A 13,713-nucleotide genomic window follows, 5' to 3' on the forward strand; every position below is an offset into this window, starting at 1 on the left:
CCAGAAGCCAAAAACTGCCCCCACAAGCTGTGCGTCTGAGATAGGACACAAGGGAGCGCGGCAAGTCATGCGGAGCAGCCTGCCGAGATTGGCGCGAGTAGGAAAGCGCGGACGTGCCCGCAGCCGACCGGTGCGCGGGAAATCGACGAAAGGCGGCGGGCCGAAGCGGTCAGCGTGGCGGAGTTTTCGCGGCGGCGCGGCAGCTGACTTAACAAGCCGGCCAGTTGACGCCTAGGTGATGACCTTCACATCTGACGACGCAGTAGGTGTAGAGGAACCGCTCGGCACCTCCAGAGCGCAGACAGGAGCTGCCTTTGCTAGCTCACTAAACGGGCTACTTAGCTGCTCCGCCCACTTCTTCCATTCTGCGTCTATCCACTGAGCAATCTGAATCGCGTCATCGAGATTCACTGGGTCATTCTTCAACCGATCAGTGGAAAGGTGGAAAAATGATGCATTCAATCGCCCATCCACGCGACTTGGTGCCGAGCGCTTCCGGCCCGCCAAGTAATCATCGGCACGGATGGTATTTCCCTTTTGGCCTTCGTGACGAAGGAAATCATACAAGTTACGCGCATGTAAACCAAACGACTCGAAAAACGCGCACCATCTCAAGCCGTCCGACCGAAACAGCATCTTAAAGGTGAAACCCAGCATCTCGCGTTCGTAGGCCAGATGGTTCGTAAGGTATTCAACTAGTTCCGCTTCCGCCTTAGCTTTCATAAGAGCTATTTACCCCGCCTTCTTCCGCAACCGCCAAGCATGCAGCAGCGGCTCCGTATAGCCGCTGGGCTGTTCCACTCCCTTGAAGATCAGCTCCTTCGCCGCGCTAAACGCCGCGCCGCTTTCGTTGCCGGTGAGCGGCTCGTAGAGCGGGTCGCCCGCGTTCTGCGCGTCAACCTTGGCGGCCATGCGGGCGAGGCTGTCCATCACCTGCGCCTCGCTGACCACACCGTGGAGCAGCCAGTTGGCGATGTGCTGCGAGGAGATGCGCAGCGTCGCACGGTCCTCCATCAGGCCGACGTCGTTGATGTCGGGCACCTTGGAGCAGCCCACGCCCTGATCGACCCAGCGCACCACATAGCCGAGCAGGCCCTGACAATTATTGTCGAGCTCCTCGGCGATTTCCTCGGCGGACCAATTCACGCCGTCCGCCAGCGGAATGCTGAGTAGCGCGTCAAGGCCCATCGGTTCGGGCAGCGTCTTCTGCACCGCAAAGACGTCCTCGGCATGATAATGCAGCGCGTGCAACGTCGCCGCCGTGGGCGATGGCACCCATGCGGTGTTAGCCCCGGCGCGCAGGTGGGCGATTTTCTCGACCATCATCTGCCCCATCAGATCGGGCGCCGCCCACATCCCCTTGCCGATCTGCGCCTTGCCCGAGAGGCCGTGACGGAGGCCGATGGCGACGTTGCGCGCCTCATAGGCCTTGAGCCAGTCCGAACCCTTCATCGCGCCTTTGCGCAGCATCGGCCCGGCGCGCATCGAGGTGTGGATTTCGTCGCCGGTGCGGTCGAGGAAGCCGGTGTTGATGAACACGATCCGGTCCTTCACCGCATGGATACAGGCCGCGAGGTTGGCCGAAGTGCGACGCTCCTCGTCCATCACACCGACCTTGATCGTGTGGCGGGGCAGCTTCAAAAGATCTTCAACAGCGTCGAACAGGTCGTTGGTAAAGGTGCATTCTTCTGGCCCGTGCATCTTGGGCTTCACGATGTAGATCGACCCGCAGCGCGAGTTGCCGAACTTGCCGTGTCCCTCCACGTCCAGCGTGCTGATCGCCGAGGTGAACACCGCGTCCATGATGCCCTCGGGGATTTCGCTGCCATCGGCGAGGCGGATCGCCGGGTTGGTCATCAGATGACCGACATTGCGCACGAACATCAGGCTGCGGCCGGAGAGGGTGTGCGTGGTACCATCGGGAGCGGTGTAGGTTTTGTCGCCTGCCAGCGTGCGGGTGAGCGTCTTGCCGCCCTTTTCGAAGCTCTCCGACAGATCGCCGCGGATGATGCCGAGCCAGTTGGTATAGGCGACCAGCTTGTCGTCGGCATCGACCGCGGCGACTGAGTCTTCGCAGTCGGCAATCGTGGTGAGCGCGGCTTCGACGATGATGTCAGCGATACCCGCCTTGTCAGTTGAACCCACAGGCGTGCTCGAATCGAATACAACTTCGATATGCAAGCCATTGTTCTTGAAAAGAACGCCCTTCTCCGTCTCGCCGATATACTGTGCCGCATCGGCGAGCGTCATGCCATCGCGGCCCGCCAGATCGGCCCAGCTGCCCCTCGCCAAGGGGAACGCCGAATCAAGGAACTGCCGCCCACGCGCGATCACCGCCGCGCCGCGCGTCTCGTCATAGCCACCGGGCTTGGCAGGTTCGGCATCTAGGGCATCGGTGCCGTAGAGCGCATCATACAGGCTCCCCCAGCGGGCATTCGCGGCATTGAGCAGGAAGCGGGCGTTGAGGATCGGCACCACCAGCTGCGGCCCCGCCATGGTGGCGATCTCGGGGTCGACGTTCTGGGTGCCGATCTGGAAGTCACTCGGCTCGGGTACGAGGTAGCCGATATCTGTGAGGAACGCCTTGTAAGCTGCTGGATCGTGTTGCTTTCCAGCACGCTCAACGTGCCAAGCGTCGATCTGCGCTTGCAAGTCCTCGCGCTTGGCCAGCAGCGCCGCGTTGCGCGGAGCGAAGTCGGCAAGCAGCGCGGCAAAGCCTTGCCAGAATGCATCCACATCGCGGCCCAGCGGCGTCAGAACCTGCGTTTCAAGGAAATCCGCCAGCCGGGAATCTATCGCGATACCGGCGCGGTTGGTCATGTCAGTCATGCGGGTCCTCATGGGCGTTGGCTTGGCAAACATCCTGGGGAGGAGAGGACGCGCGGCCTATGGCGCAGGGGCAGCGCGATTGCAACGGGTTGGCCCCGCGCCCGCGCACGGCTAGAGGGGGGGCATGAGAGAGGATGGGAACCTGACCGCGATCGACGGCGCTGCCATGCTGGCGCAGGTCGAAGCGTGGAGCGCGATCAATACCGGCACCGCGAATCTCTCCGGGCTCGCCCAGCAGGCAGCCGCGCTGGCTCAGGCCTTTGCGGTGCTCCCCGGCACAGTAGAGCTGGTCGACCCCGCGCCTGTGACCGCCATCGCTGCGGATGGTTCTGCCGTCCAGAAGCCCCACGGTCAGCATCTGGTGGTGCGGGTGCGGCCCCAGGCCAATCGCCGCATCCTGCTGACCGGGCATATGGACACGGTGTTTCCGGCCGATCATGCCTTTCAGCGTCTGCGCTGGCTCGACGCGGAGACGTTGAACGGGCCGGGTGTGGCTGACATGAAGGGCGGGATCGCCGTGATGCTCCACGCGCTGATGGCGTTCGAGGAGACCGCCAGCGCTTCGGGCCTCGGCTATGACGTGCTGATCAATTCCGACGAGGAAACCGGTTCGCTGGCGAGCAGCGCCCTGATCGCCGAACTGGCGGCGGGCAAGCTGGCGGCGCTGACCTATGAGCCCGCCGCCCTGCCCGATGGCACGCTGGCGCATGAGCGCGGGGGGACGGGGAACTATTCGATCACCTTCACCGGCAAGTCCGCTCACGCCGGGCGCAACCCGCATGAAGGGCGCAACGCGGTTGTCGCGGCGGCCGATCTGATCCTGCGGCTGAAGGCGCTTGAAACGCCGGAGATCACCGTCAATCCGGCCAAGCTCGAAGGCGGGGCGGCGAACAACGTCGTGCCCGATCATGCCGTGCTGCGCTTCAACGTTCGTCCCAAGACGGTCGAGGCAGGCGCTGCGTTTGATCATGCGCTCAGTCATTTGCTGATCGACATTCAGGCCGCGCACGGCGTCGCCACCCAACGCCACGGCGGCGTCACTCGCCCACCCAAGAAGGTGGATGCGGCTGCGCAGAAGCTGTTCGATCTGGTGCGCGCCTGCGGGGCGGAACTGGGCGAAGACATCCGCTGGCAGGCCTCTGGCGGCGTGTGTGACGGCAACAACATCGCTGCCTGCGGCGTCCCGGTGGTCGACACCATGGGCGTGCGCGGCGGTGCCATCCACAGCCCGGACGAATATCTCATCGTCCCCAGCCTCGTGTCCCGCGCGGCCCTGTCTGCCCGCGTGATCACCCGACTTGCTCAAGGAGCCCTGTCTTGACCTTCCGTTTGCGCGCCGCGCGCTCTGCCGATCTCGAAGCGCTATACGAAATGGCCAAGCTGACGGGCGGCGGCTTCACCAACCTCCCGCCGGATCGCGCGGCGCTGAAGAACAAGCTCGAACGCGCTGAGGCATCCTTTGCCAAGGATACCGAGGCGCTGGCGGACGAGCTGTTCGTGCTGGTGCTCGAAGACGCCCGCACAGGCGCAGTGCGCGGGACATGCCAGTTGATGAGCCAGGTCGGCCAGCGCTGGCCGTTCTATTCCTACCGCCTCAACACGCTCACCCAGTATTCGCAGGAGCTCGACCGCACGGTGCGGGCCGAACTGCTCAGCCTGGTCACCGATCTGGAAGGGTCGAGCGAGGTCGGCGGGCTGTTCCTCCACCCGAACGAACGTGCAGGCGGCCTCGGCCTGCTGCTCGCCCGCTCGCGCTATCTGTTCGTGGCCATGCACCGCCAACGCTTTGCCGACCGCATTCTGGCAGAGCTGCGCGGCATCATCGACGAGCGCGGCGGTTCGCCCTTCTGGGACGGGGTCGCGGGGCGGTTCTTCGGGATGAGCTTTCAGGACGCGGACTATTTCAACGCCATCAACGGCAACCAGTTCATCGCCGACCTGATGCCCAAGCATCCGGTCTATATCGCCATGCTGAACGATGACGCGCGCAGCGTCATCGGCGTCCCCCACCCCACCGGCCGCGCGGCGATGCGGATGCTGGAGGACGAAGGCTTCCGCGCCGAGGGCTATGTCGACATCTTCGACGGCGGGCCGACGATGGTCGCGCGCACCGACAGCGTCACCAGCGTCAAGAACAGCTCCTTGCGCACAGTCACCGCAATGTCTGTGGCCGAAGGTGAGCGCGCGATTCTGGCGACCGGGCGGCTCGGCACTTTCCGGGCGTGCTTCGGTGCGAGAGTCTTGGACGAGGACGGCGGCATCGCCATCGATTCCGCCAGCGCCGATCTGCTCGATGTGTGCGAAGGCGACATGGTGTGGAGCGTGGCACGATGAGCCTGACCGAAATCAATTTCGACGGGATCGTCGGACCCTCGCACAATTATGCGGGCCTCAGCCTCGGCAATATCGCCAGCGCGAACAATGCGGGTGATCCGTCCTTCCCGCGCGCGGCTGCGCTTCAGGGTGTGGCGAAGATGCGCGGCAATCTGGCGAGGCTTGGCGTGCAGGGCTTCCTGTTGCCGCTGCCCCGCCCCAATCACGGCCTGCTCGACGCGCTGGCATTGGACGACACCACTCCGCCGCAGCTGCGCGCCGCCGCTTGGTCTGCTTCGTCGATGTGGACCGCCAACGCCGCGACTGTCAGCCCCGCACCGGACACCGCCGACGGGCGCTGCCATCTGACGCCCGCCAACCTCGTCACCATGCTGCACCGCGCGCAGGAATGGCCCGATACCAAGCGTCAGCTTGCGGTCGCTTTCGGCGACACCCGTCACTTCGCGATTCACGACGCGGTGCCGCCGACCTTCGGCGATGAGGGCGCGGCCAACCATATGCGGCTGTGTGAAAGTCACGATGCCCCCGGCGTCGAGGTGTTCGTCTATGGCAAGACCGGCGGTCGCTTCCCCGCGCGCCAGCACGAACAGGCCAGCCGCATCGTCGCCCGCCGCCACGGCCTCGATCCGGCGCGCACCGTGTTTATCGAGCAGAACCCAGATGCCATTGCAGCGGGCGCTTTCCACAATGATGTCGTCGCGGTTGCCAATAGCCGCGTGCTGTTCACCCATGACGAGGCCTTCGCCGACCAGCAAGGCGCATATGACGCGATCCGCGCCGCGTTCCCGGCGCTCGAAGTGGTCGAGGTGCCTACCAGCGCCGTCACCTTGCAGGAGGCGATCCGCACCTATCTGTTCAACGCTCAGCTGCTTACCCTGCCTGACGGCAGCATGGCGCTGATCGTGCCCGAGGAATGCCGCGAGAGCCCGAGCGTGTGGGGATGGGTCGAAACCATGCTCACCGGAAACGGCCCGATCCGCCACGTCATCCCCGTCGATGTGCGACAATCAATGGCGAACGGTGGCGGTCCGGCGTGCCTGCGCCTGCGCGTGGTGTGCGATCCGGCAACGGTCGATCCGCGCTTCCTGCTCGATGAAGCCAAGGCCGACTTGATCGAAAGCGTCATCGCCCGCACCTGGCCCGAACAGATCGACCCGTCCGATCTTGGGTCAGACAATCTGGCGGCCAGCGTGATTGCCGCACGGCTGGCCTTGCTGGATGCGCTCGATCTGGCACAGCTTGGTTAACGCATTTGGTGGGAAGGCGCTCCGAGCGTAAGGTTATCCCAACGTTAAAGCGACTCAGGCGCAGCCCGGTCGCAGAACAATCGGGAGACGCCATGCTGCGCAAGCTCGGAAGGCTGTTTGTGATCAAGAATCGCTTTGAGGCGTTTCTGATCATCTACGCGCTTGCGCTGGGCTCGAGCGCGCGGGGCATGGTCTATCTCCATGAATATCCCGGCTTTGGCGGCAAACTGCTGTTTCTGGCAACCACCGGCGCGGTGTTCCTCGCCGGCGCGAAGATCCTCGACTGCATCAAGCTGGAAAAGGAAGTGGCCGCGCTGCGCGGCGAGATCGCGCGCCCGGATTGAGGTGCGCCTTCAGGCTGGCTGTGCCCTTTCCTCCGCCTGATCACAAGCGAATGGCCGCTAAGCGAGAGCGGCGGCAGATTGGGTCTAAAGGATAAAGGTGGGGGTTTCTGTTGCTACGTACCCCCGGACGCCCGGTATCCGATTCTGTTGCCCGGTTCGGTCCAACCGCGCTTTTTAGCCTAGTAAAAGAAGGGCGTTAGCCCATCAATTACGCAGCGATTGCGAGTGCTTCGTTATCGTTGGCACTTATGGTTTTTGAGCCTTATGCGGGTTACTCAGCCCGGGCAAAAACTACGCTTTTCAACACACGTCGATCCTGGTTCGGCCCCATCAGGAGTTGTGGTCAGTCATTTCTGACCGCCGCTTCTGGTGGAGCCGCCGGGTACTGCCCCCGGGTCCGTTGCATCTATTGTACGCAGCCATTTATCGCCATATCCGGTCGAAACCGGCACGGCCGATATAGCGCGGCAATCCTGAATGTGAAGTGGATGAGCTTTTGTTTGTGCGCGCCCCTCCGGGCGCGCGTATCCTCGCTCACACGGCCTGAAGGCCGCGTCGCTGCGGGCGGGCGGTCGCCCTTGCGGCCCTCCAGGCCGACCGGAGACTGACCGACCGCCCCCGTTTTTACTTCCTTAGCGCGTCCCGAATCTCGGCCAGCAGCTCGATCTCAGTCGGGCCGGCGGGTGCGGCTTCCTCTTCCTTCTTCGCGAATTGCGCCGTCACTTTGCTCACGTAACGCACCATCAGGAAAATAATGAAGGCGAGGATCAGGAAGTTGATGATCACCGATACAAACGCGCCCAGCCCCAGCACATTTGCCCCGGCCTCGCGCGCCGCTGCGAGCGGCGTGCCCGGTGCAACCTCGCCCGACAGGACAAGGTAACGGTCGGAAAAGTCGATGTTACCAAAAATCGCGCCTACGATCGGCATGATGATTTCGTCGGTCAGCGACTTGACGATGGCCCCGAACGCCGCGCCAATGATGACCCCGACGGCGAGGTCGATGACATTGCCCTTGGCGATGAATGCCTTGAATTCCGACAGCATGGTGATCCCCTTTATGCTTGGCCTTTACCATGTTCTGGCACTCACATCTGCGCCTGCCAAGCCGCGCGCGCTGCCCGTCCACCGCTTGAACCAGCCAAGTGGTGTGCTATATCCACAATACAGGAACACGCTGCCGGGTCCGCCCGTGCGTTGAGGAGGGATCGACCTATGCAAATTTCCACCATGCTGCGCGGCGCTTTTGCAGCCGTGGCGGCGCTGAGCCTTGCCGCTTGCGGGATCAACTCAGTGCCGACCGCCGAGGAAGAGGCGAAGGCCAAGTGGGCCGATGTCGAAGCGCAGTTCCAGCGCCGCGCCAACCTCATCCCCAACCTTGCCGAAGTGACCAAGGGTGCGGGCGAGAACGAGCGCACGATCCTGACGCAGGTGACCGAAGCCCGCGCCAAGGCGACCAGCGTCAATATCACCGGCGATGATCTCAATGATCCCGCCAAGATGGAACAGTTCGCCGCCGCGCAAAGCCAGCTCGGCGCCGGGATCGGCCGCCTGCTTGCCAGCGTCGAGGCCTACCCGACCATCCAGTCGAACCAGAACTACCTTGCGCTGCAAAGCCAGCTTGAAGGCACCGAGAACCGCATCGCTGTCGCCATCCGCGACTATAACGAGGCGGTGCGCAAGTATAACACCACGATCCGCACCTTCCCGGATTCGATCGGCGCGAACATCATCCACGGCGCCGAACCGATGGTGCCTTACAAGGCCGTGACGGCGGGCGCTGAAGCCGCACCGCAGCTCGATATGACGAGTAACTGAGCGGCGTGATCCGGCTGCTTCTCATTCTGCTCGCGCTGGCGGGGACGCTGTTCGCGTCTCCGATTGCGGCGCAGCCGAAGCTTCCCGAACTCTCGGGCCGCGTGGTCGACAATGCCGACATTCTCAGCCCCGAAGTCGAAGCGCGGCTGACCGCCAAGCTTGAGGCGCTGGAAACGCAATCGCAGCGGCAGTTGGTTGTAACCACGATCCCTGATCTGCAAGGCTACGACATCTCCGACTACGGCTACCAGTTGGGCCGCGCCTGGGGCCTTGGCGACAAGGAGCGTAATGATGGCGCGCTGCTGATCGTCGCGCCGAATGATCGCAAGGTGCGGATCGAGGTCGGTTATGGCCTCGAAGGCTATCTCACCGACGCGTTGTCCTCGCTGATCATCCAGAACCAGATATTGCCCGCCTTTCGCGACGGCGATTTTCCCGGCGGGATCGAAGCGGGCACCGATGCGATCATCGCTCAGCTGCAATTGCCACCAGAGGAGGCCGCCAAGGTCGCCTCAGATGCCAGCACCGCGCGTGAAAGCGATGGCGGCTTTCCGATCGGCGTGCTGATCTGGCTCGCTTTCATGTTCTTCTTCTTCGTCCTCCCGATCCTCGCCGGGCGCGGGCGGCGGCGTAAGTACCGCTCCAAGGGTGACGGCCCGTGGGGCAGTCGCGGTCTCGGAGACACAGCGCGCGACGTTATCCTGTGGGAAGTCGGCAGTGCGATTGCGCGCGGCATGATCTCGGGTGGCGGCGGTCGTGGCGGCGGTGGCGGATTTGGTGGCGGCGGCGGTTTTTCAGGTGGCGGCGGCTCGTTCGGGGGCGGCGGCGCCTCGGGAGGATGGTAAGCTATGGCATATCTCGATGATGCCGGACGCCAGCTGGTCAGCGAAGCAGTCACGGCCGCCGAAAGCGCGACCTCGGGCGAAATCGTAACTGTGCTGGCCGATCGTTCGGACGGCTACACCGATGTCGCGCTGCTGTGGGCGGCAGGCGCGGCGTTCACGGCGATGAGCGTGTTCGCGGCCTTCCCCTTGCCCTTCCTGAATGCGTGGGATGCGGCCTTTGGCGGCTGGGGCCATGAATGGACCACCGGCGAACTCGCCAGCATGGTGATCGCGCTCGGCCTCATCAAATTCGTCGCGGTGATGCTGGTGCAGCAATGGGAGCCGCTGAAGTTTGTCCTGATCCCCGGCCCGCTCAAGACGATCCGGGTCCACAATCAGGCCGTGCGCCAGTTCAAGGTCGGGGCGGAACGTCGCACCACCGGGCGCACGGGGGTGATGATATACCTTTCGATGCGCGAACACCGCGCGGAAATCGTCGCGGATGAAACCATCGCGGCCAAGGTGCCCGCCGAAGTGTGGGGCGAAGCGATGGGCGATATGCTCGTCCACATCCGCAAAGGCCGCGTGGCCGAGGGGTTGGCCGTCGGCATCAGCGATGTCGGCCATGTCCTGGCCGAACATTTCCCGCGCGGCCATGACGACGAAAACGAGCTGCCGGACCGGCTGATCGAGGTTTGACCCAACCTGCCGCAATTCGCCCTTGACCCGCTCGCCCTGAGCCTGTCGAAGGGCCGCTCTTTCTTTCCGATCCAGCGCTGAAGAAGAACGATCCTTCGACAGGCTCAGGATGAACGGGGTTTTGCATTTTGGAAAAAGACCGCGACGCCGATATGCCTGAAGAGGTGATGTGGGAAGGGCGCTTCATCACCACCAAGAAGCGGGGCCGCTGGGAATATGTCGGGCGCGCGCGCGGCATCCGCGCCGCTGCGATCATCGCGCTGGACGAGGACGCCGATGGCACCCGCCACGTGATCCTTGTCAGTCAGTACCGCGTACCGCTCTCGCGCTTCAGCCTCGAAGTCCCCGCAGGCCTCGTCGGCGATGATGCGGGCGGCAAGGACGAAAGCGCCCTCACCGCTGCCGCGCGCGAGTTGGAAGAAGAAACCGGCTACCGCGCCGCCAACCTTGAGGTGCTGGGTGAGTTCTACTCCTCGCCCGGCATGGTCTCGGAATGCTTCACGCTGCTGAAAGCGACCGGCCTTGAACGCGTTGGCGAAGGGGGCGGTACCGAGGGCGAGAATATCACCGTCCACCGGGTTGCGCTGCGCGAGCTTTCGCGATTCGTGGCCGAGTGGCGGCGCGCAGGGCACGCGGTCGACGTGCGCATCGCGATGTTACTGACACCGGGATACTTGGGAGAGGATTGAGTTATGGTAGGCAGAGTTGCGGGCAAGATGGCCCTCGTCACGGGCGGCGCGCAGGGCCTAGGCCGCGCGCATTGCATCCGCTTGGCGCAGGAAGGCGCGCGGGTCCTGGCGACCGACATCAACGGCGCAGGCGCGCAGGAAACCGCCGCGATCATCAATGCCGAGATGGGCGAAGGCACTGCCTTCGGGATCGCGCACGACGTAACCGACCCCGCTCAATGGGAAGCCGCAGTCGATGCCGCGCGCGAACATCTCGGCGGGCTCAACGTGCTGGTCAACAACGCCGGGATCGGGGTGCCGGGCAATATCGAGGCCTGCGATTTCGGCGATTGGCAGCGCTGCTTCGACATCAACGTGAACTCGATCTTCCACGGCTGCCAGAAGGCCCTGCCGCTGATGCGCGAGCACGCACCTGGGTCGATCATCAACATCTCCTCGATCGCAGGGCTCATCGCGAGCGACACCATGCCTGCATACAACGCTTCGAAAGCGGCGGTGTGGATGCTGTCGAAGTCGATTGCGCTCCACTGCGCCAAGAAGGGCATGAATATCCGCTGCAATTCGGTCCACCCGACCTTTGTCGACACGCCAATCCTCGATGGCACCGCGAAGGCGGCATCACTCGACAAGGATGTGCTGCTGGAAAAGCTGGCGCGGCAGATCCCGCTGAAGTTCGTGGGCGAGCCCAATGATATCGCCAACGCAGTGCTCTATCTGGCGAGTGACGAAAGCCGCTTCATGACGGGGGCCGAGCTCAAACTGGATGGCGGCATCAGCGCGATGTAGCTGTTTGTTGTTTGCATGGTCGAACCGGAAAACCGGTTCCCACTTTTCCTGACCATGCAAAGAAGAAGGGGCCCAAAAGGCCCCTTCCCGGTTATTCCAATCAGGTGCAGCGGCCCGAAAACCGGGATCCGCTTTTCGTCGCTGCACTCAATCCGCGATCAGCGCGATCGCCAGGTAGATCAGGATGAAGCTGCCGAAGCCGAGCAGCGCGCCGGCAACGAAGCCGATCCGCACCAGCATGGTGTCAATCCCGAAGTAGTCAGCAATCCCGGCGCAGACGCCGAAGACCTTGGCGTTGGACTTGTCGAGGCGGAAGTTCGCGCGGGGCGGCTTGCCGCCGGAATTGCCCGTGATGTTGTTCATGTCAGTCAGTCTCCGTGAGAAAATGTTGCCGGCTCAGGCGATCATGCCGGGGCTAGCAGGAACGATAGCATAGGCGAAGCTGGCAACGGTCAGAACGACAGCGAAGGCAGCGGAAGCGAGGCGGGCGAGATTTTCAGAGCCGAACATGGTCTTGGGTCCTTTGGGTCGAGAGGTTGTGAGGCGAAGGTCAGGCGATCAGGGTCGGGCTGGCCGGAACGATGGCGTAGGCGAAGAACGCGGCCGACATGACGATCGAGAAAGCGGCGGCGAACAGGCGGTTCGAGGTTTCGGTGGCGAACATGTGAAGTCTCCTTTTGGTGTTTTCAGTGCTTTCCGGGACCATCCCGGGGATGCAAACAACACTGCATGGGGCGTGCCAAACTCGAAAAATGGCGGAATTCTGGGGTTTCGATGCTTACGCCCCGCAAACAGTTCGTTCAGCCAAGCGAAAGATTGGGAAAATCCACCAAGGGTTGGGATTGCCGATTTCAAGACGGCTGCTCTGGCCAAATCTGGCCCCTGTGCTAACCGCGAGTGCGCCATGGGCCTCAGCCGGATCACCCTCGAAAACTTCCGCAATCACGCCGCGACGACGCTTGGCGAGACGGCGCATTTCAATCTGCTCGTGGGTGAGAACGGCGCGGGGAAAACGAACCTGCTGGAGGCGCTATCGCTGCTCGGGCCGGGGCGCGGGCTGCGGCGTGCGAACCTTGGTGATCTGGCGCGGCGGGCGGTTCCGGGCGATCCTCCCCTCCCCTTTGCCATCGGAGCGAGCCTGACCGAGGCCGGCACAGTGTCGGCGCGGATCGGCACCTATACGGAAGACGGCCAACCCGGGCGGCGGATGGTGCGGGTCAACAGCGCGCCCGCCAGCGCGGCGAGCCTCGCCGAATGGCTGGCGATGAGCTGGCTCACTCCTGCAATGGACGGCCTCTTCACCGACAGCGCAGGCGCGCGGCGGCGGTTCATGGACCGCATGGCACTGGCCATCGCGCCCGATCATGCGCGGCGGGTCAATGCGCTCGAAACGGCACTGCGGGAACGCGGCAAGTTGCTGGAAGCGGGCGGTGATCCGCGCTGGATGGATGCGATCGAGGCGCAGGCGGCGGATCACGGCGCGGCGGTCGCGCGCACTCGGGCCGACCTTGTCTTGCGGTTGGCGGATGAACTTTCCGCCCTGCCCCCTGAACCTTTCGCCCGGCCCGCCCTCACTTACCTCCCCGGCGGCCCGCTGGACGAAACCGCTTTGCGCGCCGAACTCGCCCGCGCGCGCCCGCGTGATCGGGCGGCCGGGCGCGCGCTCACAGGGCCGCAGCGCGATGAATTGCAGGTCAAAATGGCCTCAACCAGTCAGCCTGCCGCCGCCTGTTCGACCGGCGAGCAGAAGGCCATGCTGATCGCCATTACGCTGGCCCACGGCATCCTCGCCGCCGCTGGCCGCCCCAGCGTGCTGCTGCTGGACGAGGTCGCCGCGCATCTCGATCCGGTGCGCCGGACCGAACTGTTCCGGAGGCTGCGGGAAGGCAAGGCGCAGGTCTGGATGACCGGCACCGAACTCGCCCCCTTCGATGCGATCCGCAAGGAAGCTGCGATCTGGAGGGTGTCTGGCGGGGGTGTGGAGCGCATCGTCCAAAGCTGACAAAGTTGACACCCTGTCAAGCACCAGATTTCATAAAAATCTCTTTAATATTAGTTATTTGCGCCGAGAAATCGAAGTTGACACTTTGCGCGGTGCGGGGGGGGCAGCCTCCCATTTCGGATGGGCGCATTCGACAATGGG

General features: G+C 63.7%; 16 protein-coding genes and 1 other RNA gene. 10 read left to right on the forward strand and 7 right to left on the reverse strand.

Features of this window, described 5'->3' with window-relative positions; genetic code table 11:
- Positions 1-231 precede the first annotated feature (231 nt).
- Positions 232-723: a hypothetical protein gene (locus GRI59_RS12300; RefSeq protein WP_160761434.1), complete on the reverse strand. Its 492-nt coding sequence runs from the start codon at positions 721-723 to the stop codon at positions 232-234.
- 9 nt (positions 724-732) lie between these two features.
- The gene (locus GRI59_RS12305; protein ID WP_160761435.1) at positions 733-2,829 is read right to left on the reverse strand and encodes a malate synthase G; all 2,097 of its coding nucleotides are present in this window, start codon (positions 2,827-2,829) and stop codon (positions 733-735) included.
- A gap of 124 nt (positions 2,830-2,953) precedes the next feature.
- On the opposite strand from GRI59_RS12305, the gene GRI59_RS12310 reads away from it, so the two are divergent.
- From GRI59_RS12310 to GRI59_RS12325, 4 genes are all read left to right on the forward strand, one after another.
- The gene (locus tag GRI59_RS12310) at positions 2,954-4,150 is read left to right on the forward strand and encodes a hydrolase (RefSeq protein ID WP_237440785.1); all 1,197 of its coding nucleotides are present in this window, start codon (positions 2,954-2,956) and stop codon (positions 4,148-4,150) included.
- Positions 4,147-5,163, forward strand: a complete 1,017-nt coding sequence (locus GRI59_RS12315; protein ID WP_160761436.1) for an arginine N-succinyltransferase — start codon at positions 4,147-4,149, stop codon at positions 5,161-5,163. The genes GRI59_RS12310 and GRI59_RS12315 overlap by 4 nt, the downstream gene beginning before the upstream one ends.
- The gene (locus tag GRI59_RS12320) at positions 5,160-6,410 is read left to right on the forward strand and encodes an N-succinylarginine dihydrolase (RefSeq protein WP_160761437.1); all 1,251 of its coding nucleotides are present in this window, start codon (positions 5,160-5,162) and stop codon (positions 6,408-6,410) included. Before GRI59_RS12315 ends, GRI59_RS12320 begins: the two co-directional genes overlap by 4 nt.
- Positions 6,411-6,502: 92 nt before the next feature.
- Positions 6,503-6,754: a hypothetical protein gene (locus GRI59_RS12325; RefSeq protein WP_160761438.1), complete on the forward strand. Its 252-nt coding sequence runs from the start codon at positions 6,503-6,505 to the stop codon at positions 6,752-6,754.
- A 133-nt stretch (positions 6,755-6,887) separates the two neighbouring features.
- Here GRI59_RS12325 and ssrA read toward each other — a convergent pair.
- Positions 6,888-7,242: a transfer-messenger RNA gene (gene ssrA / locus GRI59_RS12330) on the reverse strand.
- A 136-nt stretch (positions 7,243-7,378) separates the two neighbouring features.
- Complete coding sequence (mscL, locus tag GRI59_RS12335) at positions 7,379-7,801, reverse strand: large conductance mechanosensitive channel protein MscL (protein ID WP_160761439.1); 423 nt, start codon at positions 7,799-7,801, stop codon at positions 7,379-7,381.
- Positions 7,802-7,969: 168 nt separating this feature from the next.
- Here mscL and GRI59_RS12340 point away from each other — a divergent pair, with 168 nt between their 5' ends.
- The 5 genes from GRI59_RS12340 (at position 7,970) to GRI59_RS12360 (ending at position 11,570) form a co-directional block, all read left to right on the forward strand.
- Positions 7,970-8,572, forward strand: coding sequence for a LemA family protein (locus GRI59_RS12340; RefSeq protein ID WP_160761440.1), 603 nt, complete (start codon positions 7,970-7,972; stop codon positions 8,570-8,572).
- 5 nt (positions 8,573-8,577) lie between these two features.
- Entirely contained in the window at positions 8,578-9,417 is an 840-nt protein-coding gene (locus tag GRI59_RS12345; RefSeq protein ID WP_419866802.1) for a TPM domain-containing protein, read from the forward strand.
- Positions 9,418-9,420: 3 nt separating this feature from the next.
- Positions 9,421-10,095, forward strand: coding sequence for a TPM domain-containing protein (locus GRI59_RS12350; RefSeq protein WP_160761441.1), 675 nt, complete (start codon positions 9,421-9,423; stop codon positions 10,093-10,095).
- Between the two features lie 152 nt (positions 10,096-10,247).
- A complete protein-coding gene (locus GRI59_RS12355) occupies positions 10,248-10,784 on the forward strand; it encodes an NUDIX hydrolase (protein WP_160761442.1) in 537 nt (178 codons plus the stop codon).
- A gap of 3 nt (positions 10,785-10,787) precedes the next feature.
- On the forward strand, positions 10,788-11,570 hold the full coding sequence (locus tag GRI59_RS12360) for an SDR family oxidoreductase (RefSeq protein WP_160761443.1): 783 nt from the start codon (positions 10,788-10,790) through the stop codon (positions 11,568-11,570).
- A 147-nt stretch (positions 11,571-11,717) separates the two neighbouring features.
- On the opposite strand, the gene GRI59_RS12365 is transcribed toward GRI59_RS12360, so the two are convergent.
- The 3 genes from GRI59_RS12365 to GRI59_RS15650 are packed head-to-tail and all read right to left on the reverse strand — an operon-like array spanning position 11,718 to position 12,234.
- Entirely contained in the window at positions 11,718-11,933 is a 216-nt protein-coding gene (locus GRI59_RS12365) for a PspC domain-containing protein (RefSeq protein WP_160761444.1), read from the reverse strand.
- 33 nt (positions 11,934-11,966) lie between these two features.
- On the reverse strand, positions 11,967-12,080 hold the full coding sequence (locus GRI59_RS15645) for an enoyl-CoA hydratase (protein WP_202390956.1): 114 nt from the start codon (positions 12,078-12,080) through the stop codon (positions 11,967-11,969).
- A gap of 40 nt (positions 12,081-12,120) precedes the next feature.
- Complete coding sequence (locus GRI59_RS15650) at positions 12,121-12,234, reverse strand: enoyl-CoA hydratase (protein ID WP_202390957.1); 114 nt, start codon at positions 12,232-12,234, stop codon at positions 12,121-12,123.
- Between the two features lie 240 nt (positions 12,235-12,474).
- Here GRI59_RS15650 and recF point away from each other — a divergent pair, with 240 nt between their 5' ends.
- The gene (recF, locus tag GRI59_RS12370; protein ID WP_160761445.1) at positions 12,475-13,572 is read left to right on the forward strand and encodes a DNA replication/repair protein RecF; all 1,098 of its coding nucleotides are present in this window, start codon (positions 12,475-12,477) and stop codon (positions 13,570-13,572) included.
- The last annotated feature ends 141 nt before the right edge of the window (positions 13,573-13,713 follow it).

Origin of the sequence: Erythrobacter ramosus (genome assembly GCF_009828055.1) — a bacterium.
GTDB classification, from domain to species: Bacteria; Pseudomonadota; Alphaproteobacteria; order Sphingomonadales; family Sphingomonadaceae; genus Erythrobacter; species Erythrobacter ramosus.

Excerpts from the sequence above, each read along its gene's own strand:
- GRI59_RS12300 (WP_160761434.1), bottom strand. The coding sequence starts at position 723 with ATGAAAGCTAAGGCGGAAGCGGAACTAGTTGAATACCTTACGAACCAT.
- GRI59_RS12305 (WP_160761435.1), bottom strand. The coding sequence starts at position 2,829 with ATGACTGACATGACCAACCGCGCCGGTATCGCGATAGATTCCCGGCTG.
- GRI59_RS12310 (WP_237440785.1), top strand. The coding sequence starts at position 2,954 with ATGAGAGAGGATGGGAACCTGACCGCGATCGACGGCGCTGCCATGCTG.
- GRI59_RS12320 (WP_160761437.1), top strand. The coding sequence starts at position 5,160 with ATGAGCCTGACCGAAATCAATTTCGACGGGATCGTCGGACCCTCGCAC.
- GRI59_RS12325 (WP_160761438.1), top strand. The coding sequence starts at position 6,503 with ATGCTGCGCAAGCTCGGAAGGCTGTTTGTGATCAAGAATCGCTTTGAG.
- mscL (WP_160761439.1), bottom strand. The coding sequence starts at position 7,801 with ATGCTGTCGGAATTCAAGGCATTCATCGCCAAGGGCAATGTCATCGAC.
- GRI59_RS12340 (WP_160761440.1), top strand. The coding sequence starts at position 7,970 with ATGCAAATTTCCACCATGCTGCGCGGCGCTTTTGCAGCCGTGGCGGCG.
- GRI59_RS12350 (WP_160761441.1), top strand. The coding sequence starts at position 9,421 with ATGGCATATCTCGATGATGCCGGACGCCAGCTGGTCAGCGAAGCAGTC.
- GRI59_RS12355 (WP_160761442.1), top strand. The coding sequence starts at position 10,248 with ATGCCTGAAGAGGTGATGTGGGAAGGGCGCTTCATCACCACCAAGAAG.
- GRI59_RS12360 (WP_160761443.1), top strand. The coding sequence starts at position 10,788 with ATGGTAGGCAGAGTTGCGGGCAAGATGGCCCTCGTCACGGGCGGCGCG.
- GRI59_RS12365 (WP_160761444.1), bottom strand. The coding sequence starts at position 11,933 with ATGAACAACATCACGGGCAATTCCGGCGGCAAGCCGCCCCGCGCGAAC.
- GRI59_RS15645 (WP_202390956.1), bottom strand. The coding sequence starts at position 12,080 with ATGTTCGGCTCTGAAAATCTCGCCCGCCTCGCTTCCGCTGCCTTCGCT.
- GRI59_RS15650 (WP_202390957.1), bottom strand. The coding sequence starts at position 12,234 with ATGTTCGCCACCGAAACCTCGAACCGCCTGTTCGCCGCCGCTTTCTCG.
- recF (WP_160761445.1), top strand. The coding sequence starts at position 12,475 with ATGGGCCTCAGCCGGATCACCCTCGAAAACTTCCGCAATCACGCCGCG.